The sequence below is a fragment of the Acinetobacter sp. TYF_19 genome (assembly GCF_043105125.1).
GTDB classification, from domain to species: Bacteria; Pseudomonadota; Gammaproteobacteria; order Pseudomonadales; family Moraxellaceae; genus Acinetobacter; species Acinetobacter johnsonii.
In genome coordinates this window covers 36,039-56,483 of the sequence record NZ_JBICLH010000084.1, presented here as the reverse complement: position 1 = coordinate 56,483, position 20,445 = coordinate 36,039, and the positions used below count along the sequence as shown (strand labels likewise).

The window sequence follows — 20,445 nt, the reverse complement described above, 5'->3', positions numbered from 1 at the left end:
TGTGAAAACTTACGTCACATTTTTGCTTAAAAGTGTCATCTTTTAACATTTCTATCACGCAATAAAAAACCCAGCCGAAGCTGGGTTTTTTAGTTTCAATGAACCGTTTAAATGATTAACTCATTTTCACTTTGTCAAAGCTCAACTGACCATCTTGTGCAGTGATCATAATATTGTCTCCGGCCACATAGTAACCCGACAATATTTTTTGAGCTAAGTTGTTTTCAACCTGTTGCTGGATGGCACGTTTCAATGGGCGTGCACCGTAAACAGGGTCAAAACCAGCGTCAATCAATAAGTCAAAGGCTTGATCATCCACCGTTAAGCGCATATCTTTTTCAACCAAACGATCACGTAAACGAGCCAATTGGATATCGGCAATACCACGAATTTGCGCTTTTTTGAGTGAATGGAAGACCACTAACTCATCAATACGGTTGATAAACTCTGGACGGAAATGTTGCGTCACAGCATTCATCACCACTGCTCGAACTTCTTCATCTAAAGGATTATCACCCAACTCACGCACATCACTCGAACCTAAATTCGATGTCATGACGATCACGGTATTTTTAAAGTCAACCACGCGACCTTGCGAATCCGTTAAGCGTCCATCATCCAACACTTGGAGCAAGATGTTAAACACATCGGGATGTGCTTTTTCCACTTCATCGAACAGCACGACACTATACGGTTTACGGCGTACAGCTTCGGTTAACACACCACCTTCTTCGTAGCCGACATAACCAGGAGGCGCACCCACCAAACGGCTGACAGAGTGTTTTTCCATAAACTCGGACATGTCTATACGAATCATGGCATCGTCACTATCAAACAAGAAGTTTGCCAGTGCTTTAGTCAACTCTGTTTTACCAACACCAGTTGGGCCCAAGAATAAGAACGAGCCGCTTGGTCGGTTCGGGTCAGACAAGCCCGCACGCGAACGACGAACCGCATTGGATACTGCAACCACAGCATCATCCTGCCCAACGACACGGTTATGTAAGAACTCTTCCATATGGAGAAGTTTCTCACGTTCACCTTGCATCATTTTAGCCACTGGAATGCCCGTAGCAGCACTAACGACTTCTGCAATTTCATTGTCAGTGACTTTGTTACGCAGTAGTTTTGGCTCTTCTTTTTCCTCAACGACTTCTTCTTCATTGAGACGTTTTTCCAACTCTGGAATCACACCATACTGAAGACGCGACATTTCACCCAAGTCGTTTTCACGCTGCGCTTTTTGCAGCGCAATACGCGCCTGATCTAATTCAGCTTGAACTTGTTTGGTACCTTCAACTAAGGTTTTTTCAGCTTTCCAAACTTCTTCTAAATCATTGTATTCGCGCTGAACTTCGCTAATTTGCTTTTCAAGATGAGCGACTTCCGCACGACTACCGGCATCTTCATCCTTTTTCACTGCTTCAAGTTGCAGTTTCAATTGAATCAAACGACGTTCAAGTTTATCCAAAGCTTCTGGCTTAGAGTCCAGCTCCATTTTGATACGAGAAGCCGCTTCATCAATTAAATCAATCGCTTTATCAGGCAATTGACGGTCGGTGATATAACGATGTGACATTTTCGCTGCTGCAATGATGGCAGAGTCTAAAATTTTCACACCATGGTGCACCTCATAGCGCTCTTTCAAACCACGTAAAATCGCAATGGTGTCTTCCACACTTGGCTCATCGACCAACACTTTTTGGAAGCGACGCTCTAGCGCAGCATCTTTCTCAATGAATTGGCGATATTCATCTAATGTGGTTGCGCCAACACAGCGTAGCTCACCACGTGCCAGAGCAGGTTTGAGCATATTGCCTGCATCCATCGCACCATCGCCTTTACCTGCGCCTACCAGCGTATGTAATTCGTCGATGAACAAAATGACTTCACCATCTTGTTTAGACAAATCTTTCAGTACTGCTTTTAAGCGTTCTTCAAACTCGCCGCGGTATTTAGCACCCGCGAGCAATGAACCCAAATCTAAGGATAAAACACGTTTACCTTGTAGGCTTTCAGGCACTTCACGGTTAATAATCCGCTGTGCCAAGCCCTCAACAATAGCTGTTTTACCCACCCCGGGTTCACCAATCAACACGGGGTTATTTTTGGTACGACGCGACAAAACTTGAATGGTACGACGAATTTCGTCATCACGCCCAATCACAGGATCTAACTTACCTGCAAGTGCGCGTTCAGTTAAATCAATGGTGTATTTATTCAGAGAATCACGTTGATCTTCATGATTGTTGCTCATGACTTTCTCATCACCTCGAATTTTTAAAATGACTTTACGTAAGCTGTCTGCTTGTACGCCCACGCTGTTGAGTAGCGTTTTAGTTGCCCCCACTTCGGCTAAGGCTTGCATCACCCAATCGGTAGACAAAAACTCATCGCCTGCTTTTTGCGCGAAGCTATCTGCCAAATTCAGTGCTTTGACTGCCTCTGAACTTAAGTTGACGTCTCCTGTAGGATTTGTCAGTGTTGGTGCATCAGCTAGTGCTTGTTTTAATTTGCTTTGTAAAGCAGGTAAATTGGCACCCGCTTGTTGCAACAAACTCAGATTAGAGGTTTCATCTAACAATGTTGATAAAATATGAATACCTTCAATTGCGGTATGGTCTTTCCCCACTGCAAGTGATTGAGCATCTGAGAGAGCTTGCTGTAAGCGGTTTGTGAATTTTTCAAATCGCATTCTTGTTTTCCTCACAACAAATTTCGAACTTGATGAATATATGGGGACAATTGCTCAAAATTCAATTCAAATTTAATTAATTTTTCTACATTTTAACTTATTTTTCATTAGTTTACCTTAAGAATAAACTCATAAGACTCGATTATAAGATGGGTCTTATCCGCCTTATTTTCAAGCGCCAACCTAGATTATTTATGTATTAAAGACCACGACGGCATATCAATCAGTGATAACCAAAATCATTTGATCAATTATTAATCAAACAAGCAACGCATTTTTCTATTTATTCGTGTGATGAATTGTGTCCCAGTTTACGGAATCAAAACAAAAGCGTGAAGCATGAAAAAGGCCGATCACCAGATCAGCCTCAAATGACTTAAAAGTCAGTGTTTAATTTGCTTCAATAATCTCAAAATCATGGGTGATTTCAACCCCACCATCCATCAACATTTTGCTCGCAGAACAGTACTTTTCTGCCGATAATTCCACGGCTTTTGCGACTTGTTTTTCCTTCACCGCATGACCCGTAATCACAAAATGTAAGTGGATTTTTGTGAACACTGCAGGGATGCTATCTGCCCGCTCTGCCTTGAGTTCACAGCGTACATCGGTAATTTCTTGGCGTGATTTTTTAAGTATGGTCACGATGTCAAAAGAGGCACAACCACCCAGTCCTGTCAGGATTAATTCCATTGGTCTTGGACCACGGTTTTCACCACCATATTCTGGCGATCCATCCATGATAACACTGTGACCACTTTGAGTTTTTGCTTCGAAAGCAACATTCTCTAACCAATGAACAGTTGTTTGCATTGCAAGTACCTAAAAAAAGCTATAGATTGACGAAGTGACTGTACACTAACATAAATTGAGTTGATAAGGAATTTCAGCTCTGACTGTGTGACAAGTTCACCCTAGGTCTGTGCGATCTATATTTTATCCATTTTCGGAACCGTTAGCATGACTTCAAGCTTTTCACAATTAAGCACTGATGCGCTGTCTCCAGGTCAACTCCCCGAGTCAGTCAAAGCATTATTAAAACGCGCATATATTAATCGTTATCCTAAGCGTACCACCATCGTAGATGCAGGCTCAGAATCTAAATCTTTATATTTGATTTTAAAAGGTTCGGTCTCCATTATTCTGCGTGAAGACGATGAACGTGAAATCGTGGTCGCTTATTTAAATGCGGGTGATTTTTTTGGGGAAATGGGGCTATTCGAAGCAAACTCACAACGCACTGCTGAAGTGCGTACACGTGATGTCTGCGAAATTGCTGAAGTAACTTATGAAAACTTCCATGAACTCAGCAAGCAATACCCTGACCTAAGCTATGCAGTATTTGCACAGCTGGTACGCCGTCTAAAAAATACCACACGTAAAGTGACTGACCTTGCATTTATCGATGTTTCAGGTCGTATTGCACGTTGCCTAATCGACTTATCGTCGCAACCTGAAGCGATGATTTTACCAAATGGCCGCCAAATTCGTATTACGCGTCAAGAGATTGGACGTATTGTCGGTTGTTCACGTGAAATGGTTGGTCGTGTTTTGAAAACACTCGAAGAGCAAGGCATGATCGAAACTGATGGTAAAGCCATCTTAATTTTTGATGCCTCTTTAGAAGAGTCAAAAGCGAATGCTGATGACTATGAAGACGAAGAATAAGACTTTCCTCCATAGCTGATACAGCCAAAAGCAAATCTTAGGATTTGCTTTTTTTTATGTCTTTAAATCTGCTTCTGCTTTGACAAAATCATGACAAACTTTGTAAAAATAGTGATTTAACCTACTGGGCATAACTGTGTAACCTAATTCGACCGAAAAAACGCAGTCCATAAAAGGAAATGTTGAATGCAATTTAAACCCTTAGCCAATACAGGCATTTTGGTTCCTGAAATTTGTCTCGGTACCATGACCTTTGGTGAACAAAACACCCAAGCGGAAGCTTTTGAGCAACTTGACTATGCTTTGGCGCAAGGCATCAACTTTTGGGACACTGCGGAAATGTACCCTGTTCCTCCAAAACCTGAAACCCAAGGTGCGACCGAAAGCATTATTGGTCAATGGATTGCCCAGCGCGGCGGTCGGGACAAGCTATTTTTAGCCTCTAAAATTGCGGGGCCATCTCAAGGTGGTAGTCATATTCGTGATGGACAGACTCGTTTTAATGCAACCGACATTTCTTCTGCCCTAGATGGCAACCTAAAGCGTTTACAGACCGATTATATCGATTTATATCAACTACACTGGCCACAGCGCCCAACCAACTTTTTCGGCAAATTAGGCTATGAAAACAGTGAAGTCCAAAACACGCAAACCGTGACCTCTTTGCAAGAGACACTACAAGCATTAGAAGCAGAGATTCAAAAAGGACGTATTCGTTATATTGGCTTATCTAATGAAACACCATGGGGCACCATGAAATTCCTGCAGATTGCAGAACAGCTTGGTCTATCTAAATTTGTCAGTGTGCAAAATCCATACAGCCTACTGAACCGTACTTATGAAATTGGTATGTCGGAAATTGCGAAATATGAAGGCGTTGGTTTACTCGCCTACTCCCCACTCGCTTTTGGCTATCTCACAGGTAAATTCCGTAATGGTGCACGCCCAGCGAATGCTCGCGTGACGCTTTTCAGCCGCTTTAGTCGTTATAGCAACCCAGAGAGTGAATGGGCAACAGAACAGTATGCACAGCTGGCTGAACATCACGGTTTAACGCCGACGCAACTGGCTTTAGCCTTCATCAAGCAGCAGTTTTTTGTGACCAGTACGATTATTGGTGCGACCAACTTAGACCAGCTGAAAGAAAATATCCAAGCCTTTGAGATAGATTTATCGGAAGAAGTTTTACAGGGTATTCAAGCTATCCATCAGCAACAACCTAATCCTGCGCCATAGATATTTCTTAGTTAGCTGTTCAGGTGAAACACGACTTCACCTGTCACAAATAATTTATACTTTTCAAAATCATCAACTGACATTAAAAAAGGACGCCTTAGCGTCCTTTTTTACTCAAAGATAAATTAACGTCTTTGATTATAAACCGCTTGAGCAGCAGCTAAATTCTTACGCATTGCTTCAATACGTTGACTATTTGATGGGTGTGTCGACAGGAATGAAGAACCGCCTGCTCCATCAAGCTTATTCATTTTTTCCCACAGACTAATTGCGGCTTGAGGGTTATAGCCTGCTTTAGCCATCAACATTAAACCACCTTGGTCTGCACGACTTTCTAAGCTACGTGAGTAAGGCAAACCAATACCAATTTGACTACCTAGCTGCGCTGCTGCTGAACCTGTTTGACCTACACCTGCCGCACTTAAACCAATACCCAATGCCAAATCCGTTAATGCCTGCGCACCCACTTTACTCTTCGAGTGCTCTTCTAAAGCATGCACCATCTCATGTCCCATCACCGCTGCAATTTCAGCATCCGTTAGGTTCAATTTATCGACAATACCTGTGTAGAACACCACCTTACCACCAGGTGCAACATAGGCGTTGACCTGATTTGACTTAAGTACTGCCAACTGCCAGTCAAATTTCGTTCCAGTTTGATTCATTTGATCGGCATATGGCTTCAAGCGATTGAATACACCATAAATACGCTTATAGGTCGTAGATGAGGTATCTAAGGTCTTTGTGCTTCGCGCTTCATTCACTGTTTTGTTGAAGCCTTGGGTTGCTGCTGCATTTAATGTTGCAGTGTCTGCACCTGCCACTTCCGCAAAAGTTGCACAACCTGAAATGGTAACCACACTTGCTGCACACAAACTCATTAATATTTTATTTTTCATTATTGCTTAACTCCATCCATCTCAAAGCATTTTACATAATGTGCTGAATTATATTGAATAGATTTAAAGTGTTAAATATCATCACCGCGTTTTATCATAGCAATTATGTAAAAATATCTTCACAATTAAGTACAATAAGCCAAATTTCAGCGGTAAAGCCTTATCTACACGCCACCTTAAACCTACTTACATAAACTGAATTAAAAGCCAATAAACCAAACACAGGATATTTAAACCCAAATACAGGTGGCTTAAGGGTTCAATTTTTTCCTCAAGGGTCGCACTTTTACGCTTTGCAAACAGAAATGCATTTTGGAGCAGAATGATTGGCACCAAGATACAAGCAATAATCACAGACAATCCAATGAGCGCACTATAAATCACGTCTGGATCGGTGGTTTGCCCTTGAATAATCATCATCGCGATTGTTGGTGCACCACCCATAGCAAAAAGTAGTGAGTAAAAAATAGTTCCCGCGATATTCTTTTGCATCCTGCCTGCTCATCTGTTTATTGTGCATTTTATTCTAACAAGCACTTATACACTATGTCGTGCTTATTCATGCAACTTTAGTCGGGAAAATCATTCCATCTCAGCAGCTTAAATCAATATCTGTCAAGCGCATGTACAGATGTACCGCACAAATAAAAAAACCCTGTACGAGACAGGGTTTTTATTCAATGCCTTATCGCTTAAGCGTCAAATGGATGACGTAAAACAATCGTTTCTTCACGGTCTGGACCTGTAGAAATGATATCGATTGGGCATTCGATTAATTGTTCAATGCGTTTTACATAGTTGATCGCTGCTTGTGGCAATTGATCCATTGATTTCGCACCAAACGTAGACTCAGACCAACCTGGCATTGTTTCGTAAATTGGTTTTAAAGTTTCAAATGCAAGCGCATCAGAAGAACCAACACAACCAGAATCAGCAGCTTCGTAACCTACGCAGATTTTCACTTCTTCTAAACCGTCAAGAACATCAAGTTTAGTTAAGCAAATACCTGAAAGTGAGTTTACGTCTACAGAACGACGAAGGATTTCAGCATCGAACCAACCACAACGACGTTGACGACCCGTAGAGGCACCAAATTCAGAACCTACAGTCCCTAAGTGCTTACCAATCGCATCACCTACGTCATTTGCAGCGTCATAAACCAACTCAGTTGGGAACGGACCTGCACCTACACGTGTTGTGTATGCTTTAGTAATACCCAATACATAGTCAAGATGTAATGGACCCAAACCAGAACCTGAGCTTACGCCACCAGCAGTCGTGTTTGAAGACGTTACATACGGATATGTACCATGGTCAACATCTAGAAGTGAACCTTGAGCACCTTCAAACATGATGTTATCACCGTTTTTACGGTAATTATGCAGCTCTGTAGTCACATCAATCACAAGTGGTGCAACCACTTCACGCCATTGATCACACAGCGCAAGTACATCTTCTAATTTAACTGCTTCTACGCCGTAGAATTGCGTTAATTGGAAGTTATGGTACTCAAGAAGTTCAGTTAACTGAGCTTTAAGATGCTCGCCACCACGAACCAAGTCTGCAACACGAATTGCACGGCGTGCAACTTTGTCTTCATACGCAGGACCAATACCACGACCAGTGGTACCAATTTTCGCATTACCGCGCTTGATTTCACGCGCTTGGTCAAGTGCAATATGGTTTGGCAAAATCAGTGGACAGTTCGGAGAAATACGTAGACGTTCTTTAACTGGCACGCCTTCTTTTTCAAGAATATCCATCTCTTTGATGAGCGCTTCAGGAGAAAGCACTACACCATTACCAATTAAGCACAGTACGTTTTCACGTAAAATACCAGATGGAATGAGGTGTAATACAGTTTTCTTACCACCAACGACAAGTGTATGACCTGCGTTATGTCCGCCTTGATAACGAACGACCGCAGCCGCTTGATCTGTGAGCAGGTCGACGATTTTACCTTTACCTTCGTCGCCCCATTGGGTACCGAGTACCACAACATTCTTGCCCATAATAGCCTCATTGCATCATGCTGTTAAAATTGAAGAACTTCTCAGGTTTTAGCTTACCTGAAGAAGTGATTAAATCTGTTCTACAGTCCATTGACCTGCAACATTCACCAACTGGTGCGTTGCATATGGAAGTGTAGTTAAATCATCCTGCCCCAAAAGTTGAATCACGCTCATGCCTTGAGCACGCGTGTGTTCAATCGCTTGGATCAAATCTGTTTGAGTACCTTTGGGTGCAACCACAAGACTGTTTTGCTGAAAACGACCTGCACTAAGTGCATATAAGTCACAACTAAAGCCTGTTGCTGGACGTGCACGCCCAAAGTGCTCACCAATTCCATCATAACGTCCACCTTGTGCCAATGGCGCAGCACGGTTTGGTGCATAAACGGCATACATTAAGCCCGTATGGTAGTGATACGAACGTAGCTCAACCACATCAATACCCATCTGAAGATTTGGCCAACGTGCTTGAATCTCAGATTGTGTAGTTTTTAATGCATCAAAAGCGTGCTTAAATTCTGCATCGGCAATGACATCTAAACTTAAATGCGTTTGCAAGGCATCTAAGTCACTTGCATAACGACCTAAAGTATAAAAGTCTGCACCAAAATTTAAATCTTGGGTAAATTCAGCCAATTCTGGCAGTGCTTTACGTTGGTATAAATCAGAGAGTTGACGTTCAGTCGCTTTGTTTAAACCCGCAACTTTCACCATACTACGGAATAAACCCACATGGCCTAAATCCAAATGGATACCGTCTGCAAAACCTGTTTTTTCAAGCAGGCTGATCATCACATCAATCAGTTCCACATCGGCATCAATGCTGTCTGAACCAAATAGCTCAGCACCTAACTGCAAAGGTGTACGCGTGGTATTAAAGCCTTGTGGTTTGGTATGTAGGACTGTTCCTGCATAGCAATAACGAGCAACGCCTTCAACTGGATGTACATGCGCATCAATACGAGCCACTTGTGGTGTCATATCGGCACGCACACCAAGCAAACGACCAGAAAGCTGATCAATCACTTTAAAAGTGGCTAAGTCTAAATCTTGATTCGATTCTGAAAGAGAAGATAACGATTCGATGTATTCAATGAATGGCGTGTACACCAACTGATAACCTCGAGTTGCGAGGAAATCTAATGCTTGACGACGCAAAGTTTCAATCACTTGCGCCTGTTCTGGTAGTACATCAGCTACACCATCAGGTAATAACCATGTCTCTGAAATGGGCATGTTGTAAACCTAAAATCTTGTCTGCGCGGAACGAATCCGCATAAAAAAATCGGGGCACACCCGATTTCTCTTAGTCTATCACGATACAATGTGCTGTGCATTAGACAATTTCGGAAAATTTAATTTATCGTTTCGATGTCATCGTTAACAACTTTATACATTCTTACCGATTTTGAGCGAACCATTCAAAACATGGCTTTAGACAATGCCCAAGTATCAGAATAAATAATATTAACTCAGCCTAGTGCTCTGCACAGATTGGAAAAATTCATATAAGACTTTGTTTTATATTTTATTTCCAATTATACCTATGCTTGCACAAAAGGCACATTCTTTTATACTTCAGCTCAATTTAACAGCAACAATAAATACTACGTCGTTATACCGATAACACTTTTAATCACATATTTTTTACTTGGGGAAAATTCGATGGAAATGCACAGCAACTTATATTACAAGCATCCAGATGCTCAAATCATGTCAAAATTAGACCGATTATTTCAAGAACACCGCGGCGATGCGAGTCAATTTACGGCTTTAGTCTGTGACATCAATCCAGAACATGGCGCTGAACTGGCCGAAGATATTTTAAATACCGTCGATAATATCGAGTTTGACTTGGGTACTGAATCGCTATACTCCCTAGCGGGTTATTCCATCGCACACTTTGTACATGGTTCATCAGGTGATGAGTTCATGGAAGCGATTTTGTTCTTCCTGAAAGCCTTGCTTCCAGACATCCATGCGCAAGCATGGGGTTGCGGTGATGATGATCCTTGGGAGTTTTGGTTCAAATTTGAAGGTGATGAACTGGTTCGTGAAGATGATGAACCCCTAAATGATCCTGAAGAAGATGAAGAAATTAAAGCCAGTATTTATGCATGGTGGCACGCAGATCTACCTAAAGAAATTAAAGAAGGCTTTTTAAACGAAGAGTCATAACATCCTAAGCAGCATGATTAGAGTACAAGTCCTATCACTTTGAGTCATGCTGCCACATTCACGGGCGATTTTGTTATCAACTTTTGAGCTACCAAATCGGCAGTTCTGTGGTTTGTTTGATATTTTGCAAAGGAATTTCTGTTTTAATACTTTGTATATTGGGGATTTTATTCAAGCGATGGATTTGAAACTGCCGATATGCATCCAAATCTGCAACCACAATACGTAAAAAGAAATCACAATCCCCTGCCATTAAATGACACTCGACCACTTCAGGAACTTCACGAATCGATTCAACAAATTGGTTCACCGTTTGCGGATCCTGACTTTTTAGCCAAATGCGTGCAAAAACGGTCAATCGCAGATTCACTTTAGCAGGATCAACCAAAGCCACATAAGCCCGAATAATCCCGTCTTCTTCTAGTTGTTTTACTCGTCTTAAACACGGTGAAGCAGACAGTCCAATGCGCTGAGCCAGTTCATTATTTTGAAGTTTCCCATCGACTTGTAGTACTTGTAATATACGCTTATCTGTTTGATCCATAAATTCCACCCCTAAAGCATAATTTTGCTCAGACTTAACCAATCACAGCATATTATTCCAAACAAGCTCTATATTAAGCTAAATAAAGCAAAAAATATCTTCGAAAAAACCCTACACTTATTCACCTACTGCACCAAAACCTAGCACGCATAGGCGATTTAAAATGTTCTCCCTTAGAAATACGACTCAAGAACTCAATGACTCCACCGATTACGTCGAGTTTAAACGTGGTATTAAAACATCTATCCCCATGCTGCTGGGCATTATTCCTTTTGCTTTGGTCTTAGGAACACAAGCCACTCAAAAAGGCTTTAGCCATTTAGAAGTTCCATTATTTACTGGTCTAAACTTTGCGGGCGGTTCCGAATTTGCTGTGCTCGAAGTTTGGACCAATCCACCCAATTTTCTCGTTTTAATTTTCATTACGTTCCTAGTCAATAGCCGTCACTTACTCATGGGTGCAAGTCTCGTGCCCTATTTACGCCATTTGCCTAATCGACAGGTTTTCCCTGCCCTGTTTTTCATGTGTGATGAAAGTTGGGCCGCAACGCTTGCCGATGCAGAAAAGAAGAAAAGATTTGGGCTACAACAGGCCTTTAGCATGTCCTACTACGCAGGCATCTGTTTTGCTCTGTATTTGATGTGGGTCAGTTTTACCAGCTTAGGAGCCATTCTTGGTCCTTTGCTAGGCGATGTTCACCGTTATGGATTTGATATGGCCTTTGCTGCAGTATTTTTGGTTTTACTACGTGGTATGTGGAAAGGCTTCAGCGCCGCACGCCCTTGGCTTATCAGTCTAATCAGTGCGTCCATTGCTTATTTATATTTACCGACGGGTTGGTATATGCCTATTGGGGCAATCTGTGGCATCGCCTCTACCTTCTTATTTATTCAGGAGGATGAGCTATGATCCACAGCACAACACTTATCGCGATTTTATTGGTCGCAGCAACCACTTATCTGACGCGTATATTGGGCTATGTTTTGCTGAAAAATAAAACTTTAAGCAACAAACAACGAAAGATTTTGGAAGTTGTTCCCGGCTGCGTACTTATTTCAGTAATTGCACCTTATTTTGTCAAAGACAATGTCGCAGATCTACTCGCCATTGCCATCACATTGATTGCAGCTTCACGCTTTTCACTTTTACCAACCGTTGTGATTAGTATGCTGAGCGCGGCATTATTACGTACCGTGCTCATCTAAACTTAATTTTTAGCGTTCAGGCTGTACGGCTTTAGCGAGAATATTCACCAATTCAGCGTTTTGTAACTCAACTTTTTGCAACTTAGACGTGGTCTGTTCGATCACTTCCTGTTGCACATGCATCTTTTTTGCAAGATCTTGCATAATTTCCAAGGTCTTTTTTAAATTTTCTTCAAGATGATGTACTTTTTCTTGCAGTTGATTCTGCTCTATGCTTGGATCGGTTTTATCTGCCTGATTTTTAAATTGAAACCAAATTAAAAATACGACAGCGACCGCCAACAGCAAAATAAATCCCCAAATTAAGATCAACATAAGCACTGCTCTACATTATTTTCGTTTATAAAGTCATGATAACCACAAGTCTGTCTTCGGTCTATGCCTATCATCTTGTTTTCGGAGTAAAAGATGCTTAAAAATAAAGGACTTTAGGTGGTTGATGCACTAAAAGACTCACACAAATCCAATAAGCGGTTTGCATAGCCCCATTCATTGTCATACCACGCAAAGACTTTGGCTTGATGCCCCACCACCATGGTTTGCGTTAAATCAACAATCAGTGAATAGGGTGAATGGTTAAAATCCGAAGACACCAAAGGTTCATCCGTCACATCCATAATTTCACGGTAGTCTAACTTCGCCGCCTGAATCAGCACTTCATTAATTTTATGGTCGGTAATTGGGGTTTGCGAAATAAAGGTCAAATCAATTGCCGCCACATTAATGGTTGGCACACGAATCGAATAACCATCGATACGATCGGCCATTTTTGGCATGACTTGTTTTAAAGCACCAAGGGCTGACGATGTGGTGGGAATAATATTTTGACCTGAAGCACGAGCACGTCTTAAATCACGATGCGCATGATCTAATACAGACTGATCGGCAGTCACTGCATGAATTTCGGTCATGAGCGCAGTATCAATTCCAAAAGCATCATCAATGATTTTAACCAAAGGCACTAAGGCCTGTGTTGTACATGACACACTGGAAATGATTTGGTCACTGGCTTTGACCTCATGATGATTCACCCCATACACAATGGCGGCATCAACCGAATCAAAAGGTGCCGCGCCAATAATCACCCGCTTTGCACCTGCGCCGATATGCCCTGTTGCCGCTTCGCGCGAGCGAAATAAACCTGTGCACTCTAGAACCACGTCTACATGGAGACTTGCCCAAGGTAAATCTTGCGGGCTTTCCTGACGCAAGACTTCAACTTTGAGTTGTGCTTGATTATTTGATAAATGCAGAAAAATACGTTCATTTTCATAACTTAAATCGACTTTCCCCGGAAAGCGCCCATGCGTGGTGTCATATTTAAATAAATGCAATAAGGTTTCTACATCTGCTACATCATTTACCGCGACGATTTCAAACTGAAAGTTCTTTGGATTTTCAAACCAAGCGCGTAGTACATTACGTCCGATTCGACCAAATCCATTTATCGCCACTCGTTGCATGACTTGCCCTTATGTATAAAATGATGAAAGATAAAGCAGGCCTATATTAATGGATTTATACAGATTTGGTTAAGCTTTCTTTTTCTATGACCCATCAGTGAAGATGATGAATATGAACCCTTAAGTCATAAGTTGACCAGCCTGACCACCTCGCACTAATCACCTCATCTCCACGAAATGATATAAATATCCAACAATAACAAGCAAAATCTTAGAACTATCGAATACATAGAAATGTCATCAATTCGCCTTAAAGTGATTGGTACAACATCCTTTTTCCGTTATAATTTGGCGTTTTAAAATTTTTAAGCCAGTATCTGAAGTCAGCGTATTTAGAATAAGACTTTCTTCAGCTACTATTAGCCAAATCGAAATTATGGAGTGACTTGGTTGTGAGTACTCGTTTTATGACATCAGCTGAAATTCGCGAAGCTTTTTTAAGCTACTTTGAATCGCAAGGGCATACACGTGTCGCGTCGAGTTCTCTAGTTCCCGCCAACGACCCTACTTTGTTGTTTACCAACGCGGGTATGAACCAATTTAAAGATTGTTTCTTAGGCCTAGAAAAACGTGATTATGTACGTGCAGTGTCTTCACAAAAGTGTGTCCGTGCAGGTGGTAAACACAACGACTTAGACAATGTCGGTTATACCGCACGTCACCACACCTTCTTTGAAATGTTAGGTAACTTCTCATTTGGCGACTACTTCAAACGTGATGCAATCAAATTTGCATGGGATTTTCTCACTGGTGAAGCTTGGTTAGCTCTACCTAAAGACAAACTCTATGCAACGGTTTACCACACCGACGACGAAGCATTTGATATCTGGAACAAAGAAATTGGTTTAGATGCATCACGTATTATTCGTATTGGTGACAACAAAGGCGGCCAATACGCATCAGATAACTTCTGGGCAATGGGTGATACAGGTCCATGTGGTCCATGTTCTGAAATCTTCTTTGACCATGGCGACCATATTTGGGGTGGCTTACCAGGCACACCTGAAGAAGATGGCGACCGTTTCATTGAAATCTGGAACAACGTTTTCATGCAGTTCAACCGTACTGCGGACGGCGTATTGCACCCTCTTCCGGCGCCTTCTGTTGATACAGGTATGGGCTTAGAGCGTATTTCTGCTGTTTTACAACACGTTAACTCAAACTACGAAATTGACCTATTTCAACACTTACTCAAAGCAGCCGTTGAAATCATTGGTTTAGATACCGTTGCACTTGAAGCAGAAGCTCGCGAAAAAGGTACACCAGTTCAGTACCCTGCATCACTTAAAGTGGTTGCGGATCACGCACGTTCATGTTCATTCCTAATTGCTGATGGTGTAAACCCATCAAATGAAGGTCGTGGTTATGTACTGCGTCGCATTATCCGTCGTGCAGTACGTCATGGTAACAAGCTAGGCGCAACAGGTTCGTTCTTCCACAAAATGTTGAAGCCACTGATTGAAGTGATGGGCGAAGCTTATCCTGAACTTGCTGCTCAACAAGCACGTATCGAAGCACAACTTCTGAAAGAAGAAGAACAATTTGCCAAAACACTTGAGCAAGGTTTGAAATTGCTTGAAGGCGAATTGGCGCAGTTAAAAGGTTCTGTAATTCCGGGCGAAGTAGTATTTAAACTTTACGATACTTACGGTTTCCCAACTGACCTAACTGCTGACATCGCACGTGAACGTGATTTAACAATTGACGAAGCAGGCTTTGAAGTTGAAATGGCTGCTCAACGTCAACGTGCACGCGATGCAGGTAAATTCGCAATTGACTATAACAGCGTGGTTAAAGTTGAAGGCGAAACTCAGTTTGACGGCTATGACGCAACAATTGGCCAAGGTCTAATTATCGCGATCTATAAAGATGGCGAACAAGTTGATGAAGTGGTTGAAGGTGACGAAGCCCTCATCGTACTGAACCAAACCCCGTTCTATGCAGAAAGCGGCGGTCAAATTGGTGACACGGGTATTTTCAAAAATGACACGGGTATTTTTGAGGTTCAAGACACCAAGAAATCAGGTGGCGCTTTTGTCCACCAAGGTATCGTGACTGTAGGTAGCATTAAGCTTGCTCAAAATGTTGAAGCAACAGTCAAAGCAGATATCCGCGCTGCAACTGCGCGCAACCACTCCGCAACTCACCTTTTGCATGCTGCACTACGTCAAATTTTAGGCGAACACGTGCAACAAAAAGGCTCATTGGTTGCGTCAGATATCTTACGTTTTGACTTTGCCAACGATCAGCCCGTTTCATTTGAACAACTTCAAGAAATTGAACGCTTAGTGAATGCTGAAGTGATTGCAAATACAGCAGTAAGTACTGAACTTCTCGACATCGAATCTGCGAAAGCAAAAGGTGCGATGATGTTGTTCGGTGAAAAATATGGCGATGAAGTTCGTGTACTTTCAATGGGTTCAATCATTGAAGAGAAGAACTTCTCAATTGAGCTATGCGGTGGTATTCACGTTAAACGCACAGGCGATATTGGCTTGTTCAAAATCACTTCTGAAGGTGGTGTAGCTGCGGGTGTACGTCGTATTGAAGCGGTAACAGGTACCAAAGCCATTGAAGTTACTCAAAAAGCCGACCGTGATATCAATATCATCAATGGTTTATTGAAAGCTCAAAAAGACCAAACTTTAGAAAAAGTTGAAGCCTTAGTCGACACAGCATCAAGCTTGCAAAAACAGATCGAGCAACTCAATCAAAAACTTGCCAGCTTCCAAGCTGCTGAACTGCTTAGCCAAGTTCAAACGCTTGCGGGTCGTCAAACGCTGATCACGACTGTTCAAAACATGGATGCGAAATCACTTCGCAACCTACATGACGGTGTGAAATCCAAATTAGAAAATGCAGTCATCGTACTTGCTGGTGTTGAAGGTGACAAAGTTAGCCTGATTGCATCTGTAGCAAAAGACTTTACTGCTTCTATTAAAGCAGGTGACATCATCAAACATCTAGCAACTGAGCTTGGTGGTAAAGGTGGTGGCAAACCTGACTTAGCACAAGGTGGCGCGCCACTAAACGAGAAGTTTGCAACAGTGATGGCAGATTTAACTGCTTGGCTTGAAGCGAAATAAAACTTCACCTTTTGTGTAACTGACCCTGAATGATGCATTCAGGGTCATGGTTTATATGGAACAACTATGGCATTAATCGTTCAAAAATATGGCGGTACCTCTATGGGTACTCCAGAGCGCATTTTAAATGTTGCTCGTCGTGTAAAGCGTTGGCATGACCACGGCCACAAGGTTGTAGTGGTTGTATCAGCAATGAGTGGCGAAACCAATCGTCTACTTGCTTTAGCGAAAGCCATTACCGAAACCCCTGACCCACGAGAATTAGACCAAATGGTTTCTACGGGTGAACAGGTAACGATTTCAATGTTAGCAATGGCGCTCAATTCTATTGGCGTTGAAGCTAAGTCACTTACAGGTCGCCAAGTCGGTATCAAAACGGACAATGCGTTTACCAAAGCACGTATCGAGTCGATTGACACCGATACCATGACTGCGCATTTAGATGCTGGTCGTGTGATCGTGGTTGCTGGTTTCCAGGGCTTCGATGCCGATGGTAACACCACCACGCTCGGCCGTGGCGGTTCAGATACTTCGGGTGTAGCACTTGCTGCTGCATTAAAAGCAGATGAATGTCAAATCTATACAGATGTAGATGGCGTTTATACGACTGACCCACGCGTTGCACCAAAAGCGAAAAAAGTAGACCGTATTTCATTTGAAGAAATGCTGGAAATGGCATCACTTGGTTCAAAAGTTCTACAAATTCGTTCGGTTGAATTTGCAGGAAAATACCAAGTGCCTTTACGCGTATTATCAAGTTTTGATAATGACGATGATGGCGCATTCGACGAAGAATTTAAAAAGAACGTCGGAACACTAATCACCACTGAGGCGGAAGACAACATGGAACAACCAATTATCTCTGGTATCGCATTTAACCGTGACGAAGCTAAACTTACGATTCTAGGTGTTCCTGATGAACCAGGTATTGCATCTAAAATTTTATCGCCAATTGGTAATGCCAACATTGAAGTGGATATGATTATCCAAAATGTTGAAGAAGATGGTACAACTGACTTCACCTTCACGGTAAACCGCGGCGAACTTGCAAAAGCAACAAAAATTCTTCAAGAAACTGCTCAAGCCATTGGTGCGCGCGAAGTTGCTACACGTGACGACATTGTTAAAGTGTCAATCGTAGGTGTGGGTATGCGTTCACACGCAGGTGTTGCAAGTAAAATGTTTACCGCCCTGGCTGATGAAGGCATCAACATTTTGATGATCTCAACTTCAGAAATCAAAATTTCTGTGATTATTGAAGAGAACTATCTAGAACTTGCTGTACGTTCTCTACACACTGCTTTCGGTTTAGACCGTGAACACGGTGAATCAAGCGCACGCGCTTAAGCAATCTTGCGAAAAACTTGTCATTGTCTGACAGTTTTTGCAAAAGACTACAAAAATCAGGAGCCACTATAGTTTTTTCTATAGTGGCTCTGTTATATTAAGCCCGAGGCTTTCTTAAATTTAGATGAATGTTATACCTAATGTCACTAGATATCTAAAAATTCAAGTGTCATGCGGTTGTATTAAACATTTGTTTAAATTTTTTTAAATACAAAAAATTATGTATTTTACTTTAGTACAACTGCAGGTTTAGCGTTTTGCAAGGAGATAAACATGCTGATTTTGACCCGACGCGTCGGTGAAACATTAATGATTGGGGATCAAGTAAGTGTTACTGTACTTGGTGTCAAAGGCAACCAAGTTCGTATTGGTGTCAATGCTCCCAAAGAAGTATCTGTACATCGTGAAGAGATTTATCAACGCATTCAGCATGAACGTGCAATGCATGAACATCTTCAACATCTTGATCAGGACTACCAGCCTGCATTTGAAGATGAAGGTGCACAGCAGAATAATTTCAATCGTTAAGATTGAAACATTCAGATATAAAGCGGCCCGATTGGCCGCTTTAAATTTTTATATAGCCTCTTTTTGCTCAAGCGCCTCAATCACTTTCTTTACAGGCCCAAAACTACGACGATGCTCGTCGATGACCCCATGTTCAGCAATCGCTTCAAAATGCGCTTTGGTTGGATAACCCTTGTGTTTGGCAAAACCAAACTGAGGATATTTTCGGTCCATCTCAATCATTTGATGGTCACGTGTCACTTTGGCCAAAATACTCGCTGCTGAGATTTCAGCATGTAAAGCATCCCCACCCACAATTGCCTCACAGCTCATGCTTAAGCCTTGTGGAATTTTATTACCATCAACCAAGACATGTTCGGGCTGTATCGTGAGCTGTTCAACCGCGCGGCGCATCGCAAGCAAAGATGCTTGTAAAATATTGATCTCATCAATTTCAGCAGCACTTGCCTCAGCAATCGCCCATGCCAATGCTTTTTCCTGAATTTCGACAAAAAGTTTTTCACGTTTTTTTTCAGTCAATTTTTTGGAATCATTCAACCCTTGTATTGGGTTATTCGGGTCTAAAATTACCGCAGCAGCGACCACTGAACCCACCAAAGGGCCGCGCCCTGCCTCATCTGCACCTGCAATTTGCATTTTCTACTCTCATAAAAAATGGCTGATCAACAGCCATTTTAAAAACTTAACAATTTATTCGGCTTAGTTTAGCATTTCGGAGGCGCATGTGGCTGTTGTTTTTGTTGCGGCTAAAGCGCCATAGGTTGCCTTTACTTTGGGATCAATTGCCGCCAAAGCCAACTGCTCTTTAGAGAATACTTTGGGAGAGTTATCACCTACACAGTTACATACTTCACGTTTTTTCTTTTGTTTTTGGTCTTCTGATAACAGCTTACTACCCATGATCCATGTCGGATTAGTTTCGATTTCATCCATACATTTTGCATGTGAGGCCATTTTAATAGCCGAGATTCCATCATCATCTGAGATAGATAAAGGATTCGACACACACGCGGAAAGCATAAGCGAGCCAAACAAACAGAGAGTTAACTTATCATTTTTCATACAGATACACCCTTTGTTGTAAAAGAAATCAGGCTTCAATTGTTATTATTCACATCAATATAAAAGATAAACGCCAAAAAGTACAAAAAAACTGCAAAGAAGCCAGGCATGTCCCCGCTTCTTTGATATATCACAACTTAATTCACCGCTTCAGCCACACATGCATTGATGGTTTTGGTTACTGCATTGCTAATAATAGTTGTACGTGCCGCAGGGTCAATGGCCGCTGTTGCCACATCGACAGCGGTAATATTTTGTGGGGCTTTTTCACTTACGCAACCACAAATTTCAGCCTGAATATCGGTTTTTTGATCAGCCGTCATAAATTTGGTTGCTGTTTTCCATGCTGGTAGATTATTCAACTCAGTCGTACATTTTGCATTAATGGCAATTTTAAGCGCTGCTGTACCCAGTTGTTGCGTGGTGGTCGTCGTATTGGTCGTTGCCATATCAGTCGTTGTACAAGCCGAAAGGATCAAAGCCAAAGGAGCAAGCACTGCAATCATTTTTTTCACGGATAT

General features: G+C 42.0%; 20 protein-coding genes. 8 read left to right on the top strand and 12 right to left on the bottom strand.

Going from position 1 to position 20,445, the window contains the following annotated elements; all coding sequences use genetic code 11:
- Window positions 1-115 precede the first annotated feature (115 nt).
- On the bottom strand, window positions 116-2,695 hold the full coding sequence (clpB, locus tag ACF8FD_RS13175) for an ATP-dependent chaperone ClpB (RefSeq protein WP_234304740.1): 2,580 nt from the start codon (window positions 2,693-2,695) through the stop codon (window positions 116-118).
- 390 nt (window positions 2,696-3,085) lie between these two features.
- Window positions 3,086-3,508 carry an OsmC family protein gene (locus tag ACF8FD_RS13170; RefSeq protein ID WP_004982311.1) on the bottom strand — a complete coding sequence of 141 codons (423 nt, stop codon included), beginning with the start codon at window positions 3,506-3,508 and terminating at the stop codon, window positions 3,086-3,088.
- 147 nt (window positions 3,509-3,655) lie between these two features.
- Here ACF8FD_RS13170 and crp point away from each other — a divergent pair, with 147 nt between their 5' ends.
- The gene (gene crp, locus ACF8FD_RS13165; RefSeq protein ID WP_004696183.1) at window positions 3,656-4,363 is read left to right on the top strand and encodes a cAMP-activated global transcriptional regulator CRP; all 708 of its coding nucleotides are present in this window, start codon (window positions 3,656-3,658) and stop codon (window positions 4,361-4,363) included.
- Between the two features lie 186 nt (window positions 4,364-4,549).
- Entirely contained in the window at window positions 4,550-5,599 is a 1,050-nt protein-coding gene (locus ACF8FD_RS13160) for an NADP(H)-dependent aldo-keto reductase (RefSeq protein WP_234304739.1), read from the top strand.
- Between the two features lie 125 nt (window positions 5,600-5,724).
- Here the strand turns inward: ACF8FD_RS13160 and ACF8FD_RS13155 are convergent, their stop codons facing one another.
- The 4 genes from ACF8FD_RS13155 to ACF8FD_RS13140 form a co-directional block, all read right to left on the bottom strand.
- Window positions 5,725-6,498, bottom strand: coding sequence for a M48 family metallopeptidase (locus ACF8FD_RS13155; protein ID WP_004982314.1), 774 nt, complete (start codon window positions 6,496-6,498; stop codon window positions 5,725-5,727).
- A gap of 186 nt (window positions 6,499-6,684) precedes the next feature.
- A complete protein-coding gene (locus tag ACF8FD_RS13150; RefSeq protein WP_004696180.1) occupies window positions 6,685-6,990 on the bottom strand; it encodes a hypothetical protein in 306 nt (101 codons plus the stop codon).
- Between the two features lie 200 nt (window positions 6,991-7,190).
- Complete coding sequence (locus ACF8FD_RS13145; RefSeq protein ID WP_004696178.1) at window positions 7,191-8,510, bottom strand: adenylosuccinate synthase; 1,320 nt, start codon at window positions 8,508-8,510, stop codon at window positions 7,191-7,193.
- 69 nt (window positions 8,511-8,579) lie between these two features.
- Window positions 8,580-9,746: an ATP phosphoribosyltransferase regulatory subunit gene (locus ACF8FD_RS13140; RefSeq protein ID WP_184118305.1), complete on the bottom strand. Its 1,167-nt coding sequence runs from the start codon at window positions 9,744-9,746 to the stop codon at window positions 8,580-8,582.
- A gap of 429 nt (window positions 9,747-10,175) precedes the next feature.
- Here ACF8FD_RS13140 and ACF8FD_RS13135 point away from each other — a divergent pair, with 429 nt between their 5' ends.
- Entirely contained in the window at window positions 10,176-10,688 is a 513-nt protein-coding gene (locus ACF8FD_RS13135; protein WP_234304737.1) for a hypothetical protein, read from the top strand.
- Window positions 10,689-10,776: 88 nt separating this feature from the next.
- Here the strand turns inward: ACF8FD_RS13135 and ACF8FD_RS13130 are convergent, their stop codons facing one another.
- On the bottom strand, window positions 10,777-11,232 hold the full coding sequence (locus ACF8FD_RS13130; protein WP_125273521.1) for an Lrp/AsnC family transcriptional regulator: 456 nt from the start codon (window positions 11,230-11,232) through the stop codon (window positions 10,777-10,779).
- Between the two features lie 163 nt (window positions 11,233-11,395).
- On the opposite strand from ACF8FD_RS13130, the gene ACF8FD_RS13125 reads away from it, so the two are divergent.
- Entirely contained in the window at window positions 11,396-12,142 is a 747-nt protein-coding gene (locus ACF8FD_RS13125; RefSeq protein ID WP_392453466.1) for an AzlC family ABC transporter permease, read from the top strand.
- The gene (locus tag ACF8FD_RS13120; protein WP_005400577.1) at window positions 12,139-12,438 is read left to right on the top strand and encodes an AzlD family protein; all 300 of its coding nucleotides are present in this window, start codon (window positions 12,139-12,141) and stop codon (window positions 12,436-12,438) included. Before ACF8FD_RS13125 ends, ACF8FD_RS13120 begins: the two co-directional genes overlap by 4 nt.
- A 9-nt stretch (window positions 12,439-12,447) precedes the next feature.
- Here ACF8FD_RS13120 and ACF8FD_RS13115 read toward each other — a convergent pair whose 3' ends face one another.
- Together ACF8FD_RS13115 and ACF8FD_RS13110 are read right to left on the bottom strand one after the other, a co-directional pair.
- Window positions 12,448-12,753 (bottom strand): hypothetical protein, encoded by a 306-nt coding sequence (locus ACF8FD_RS13115; protein WP_125273524.1) that lies wholly within the window; start codon window positions 12,751-12,753, stop codon window positions 12,448-12,450.
- Window positions 12,754-12,866: 113 nt separating this feature from the next.
- On the bottom strand, window positions 12,867-13,901 hold the full coding sequence (locus ACF8FD_RS13110) for a type I glyceraldehyde-3-phosphate dehydrogenase (RefSeq protein WP_178927678.1): 1,035 nt from the start codon (window positions 13,899-13,901) through the stop codon (window positions 12,867-12,869).
- 392 nt (window positions 13,902-14,293) lie between these two features.
- Here ACF8FD_RS13110 and alaS point away from each other — a divergent pair, with 392 nt between their 5' ends.
- From alaS to csrA, 3 genes are all read left to right on the top strand, one after another.
- Window positions 14,294-16,987, top strand: a complete 2,694-nt coding sequence (gene alaS / locus ACF8FD_RS13105) for an alanine--tRNA ligase (RefSeq protein ID WP_234304735.1) — start codon at window positions 14,294-14,296, stop codon at window positions 16,985-16,987.
- A 66-nt stretch (window positions 16,988-17,053) separates the two neighbouring features.
- The gene (locus ACF8FD_RS13100) at window positions 17,054-18,334 is read left to right on the top strand and encodes an aspartate kinase (protein ID WP_005400573.1); all 1,281 of its coding nucleotides are present in this window, start codon (window positions 17,054-17,056) and stop codon (window positions 18,332-18,334) included.
- Between the two features lie 273 nt (window positions 18,335-18,607).
- On the top strand, window positions 18,608-18,862 hold the full coding sequence (gene csrA / locus ACF8FD_RS13095; protein ID WP_004982340.1) for a carbon storage regulator CsrA: 255 nt from the start codon (window positions 18,608-18,610) through the stop codon (window positions 18,860-18,862).
- Window positions 18,863-18,910: 48 nt separating this feature from the next.
- Here csrA and rnhB read toward each other — a convergent pair whose 3' ends face one another.
- The 3 genes from rnhB to ACF8FD_RS13080 form a co-directional block, all read right to left on the bottom strand.
- The gene (gene rnhB / locus ACF8FD_RS13090) at window positions 18,911-19,498 is read right to left on the bottom strand and encodes a ribonuclease HII (RefSeq protein ID WP_234304734.1); all 588 of its coding nucleotides are present in this window, start codon (window positions 19,496-19,498) and stop codon (window positions 18,911-18,913) included.
- Between the two features lie 63 nt (window positions 19,499-19,561).
- A complete protein-coding gene (locus tag ACF8FD_RS13085; protein WP_234304733.1) occupies window positions 19,562-19,924 on the bottom strand; it encodes a hypothetical protein in 363 nt (120 codons plus the stop codon).
- A gap of 137 nt (window positions 19,925-20,061) precedes the next feature.
- Window positions 20,062-20,439 (bottom strand): hypothetical protein, encoded by a 378-nt coding sequence (locus tag ACF8FD_RS13080; RefSeq protein WP_017396847.1) that lies wholly within the window; start codon window positions 20,437-20,439, stop codon window positions 20,062-20,064.
- Window positions 20,440-20,445: the final 6 nt, after the last annotated feature.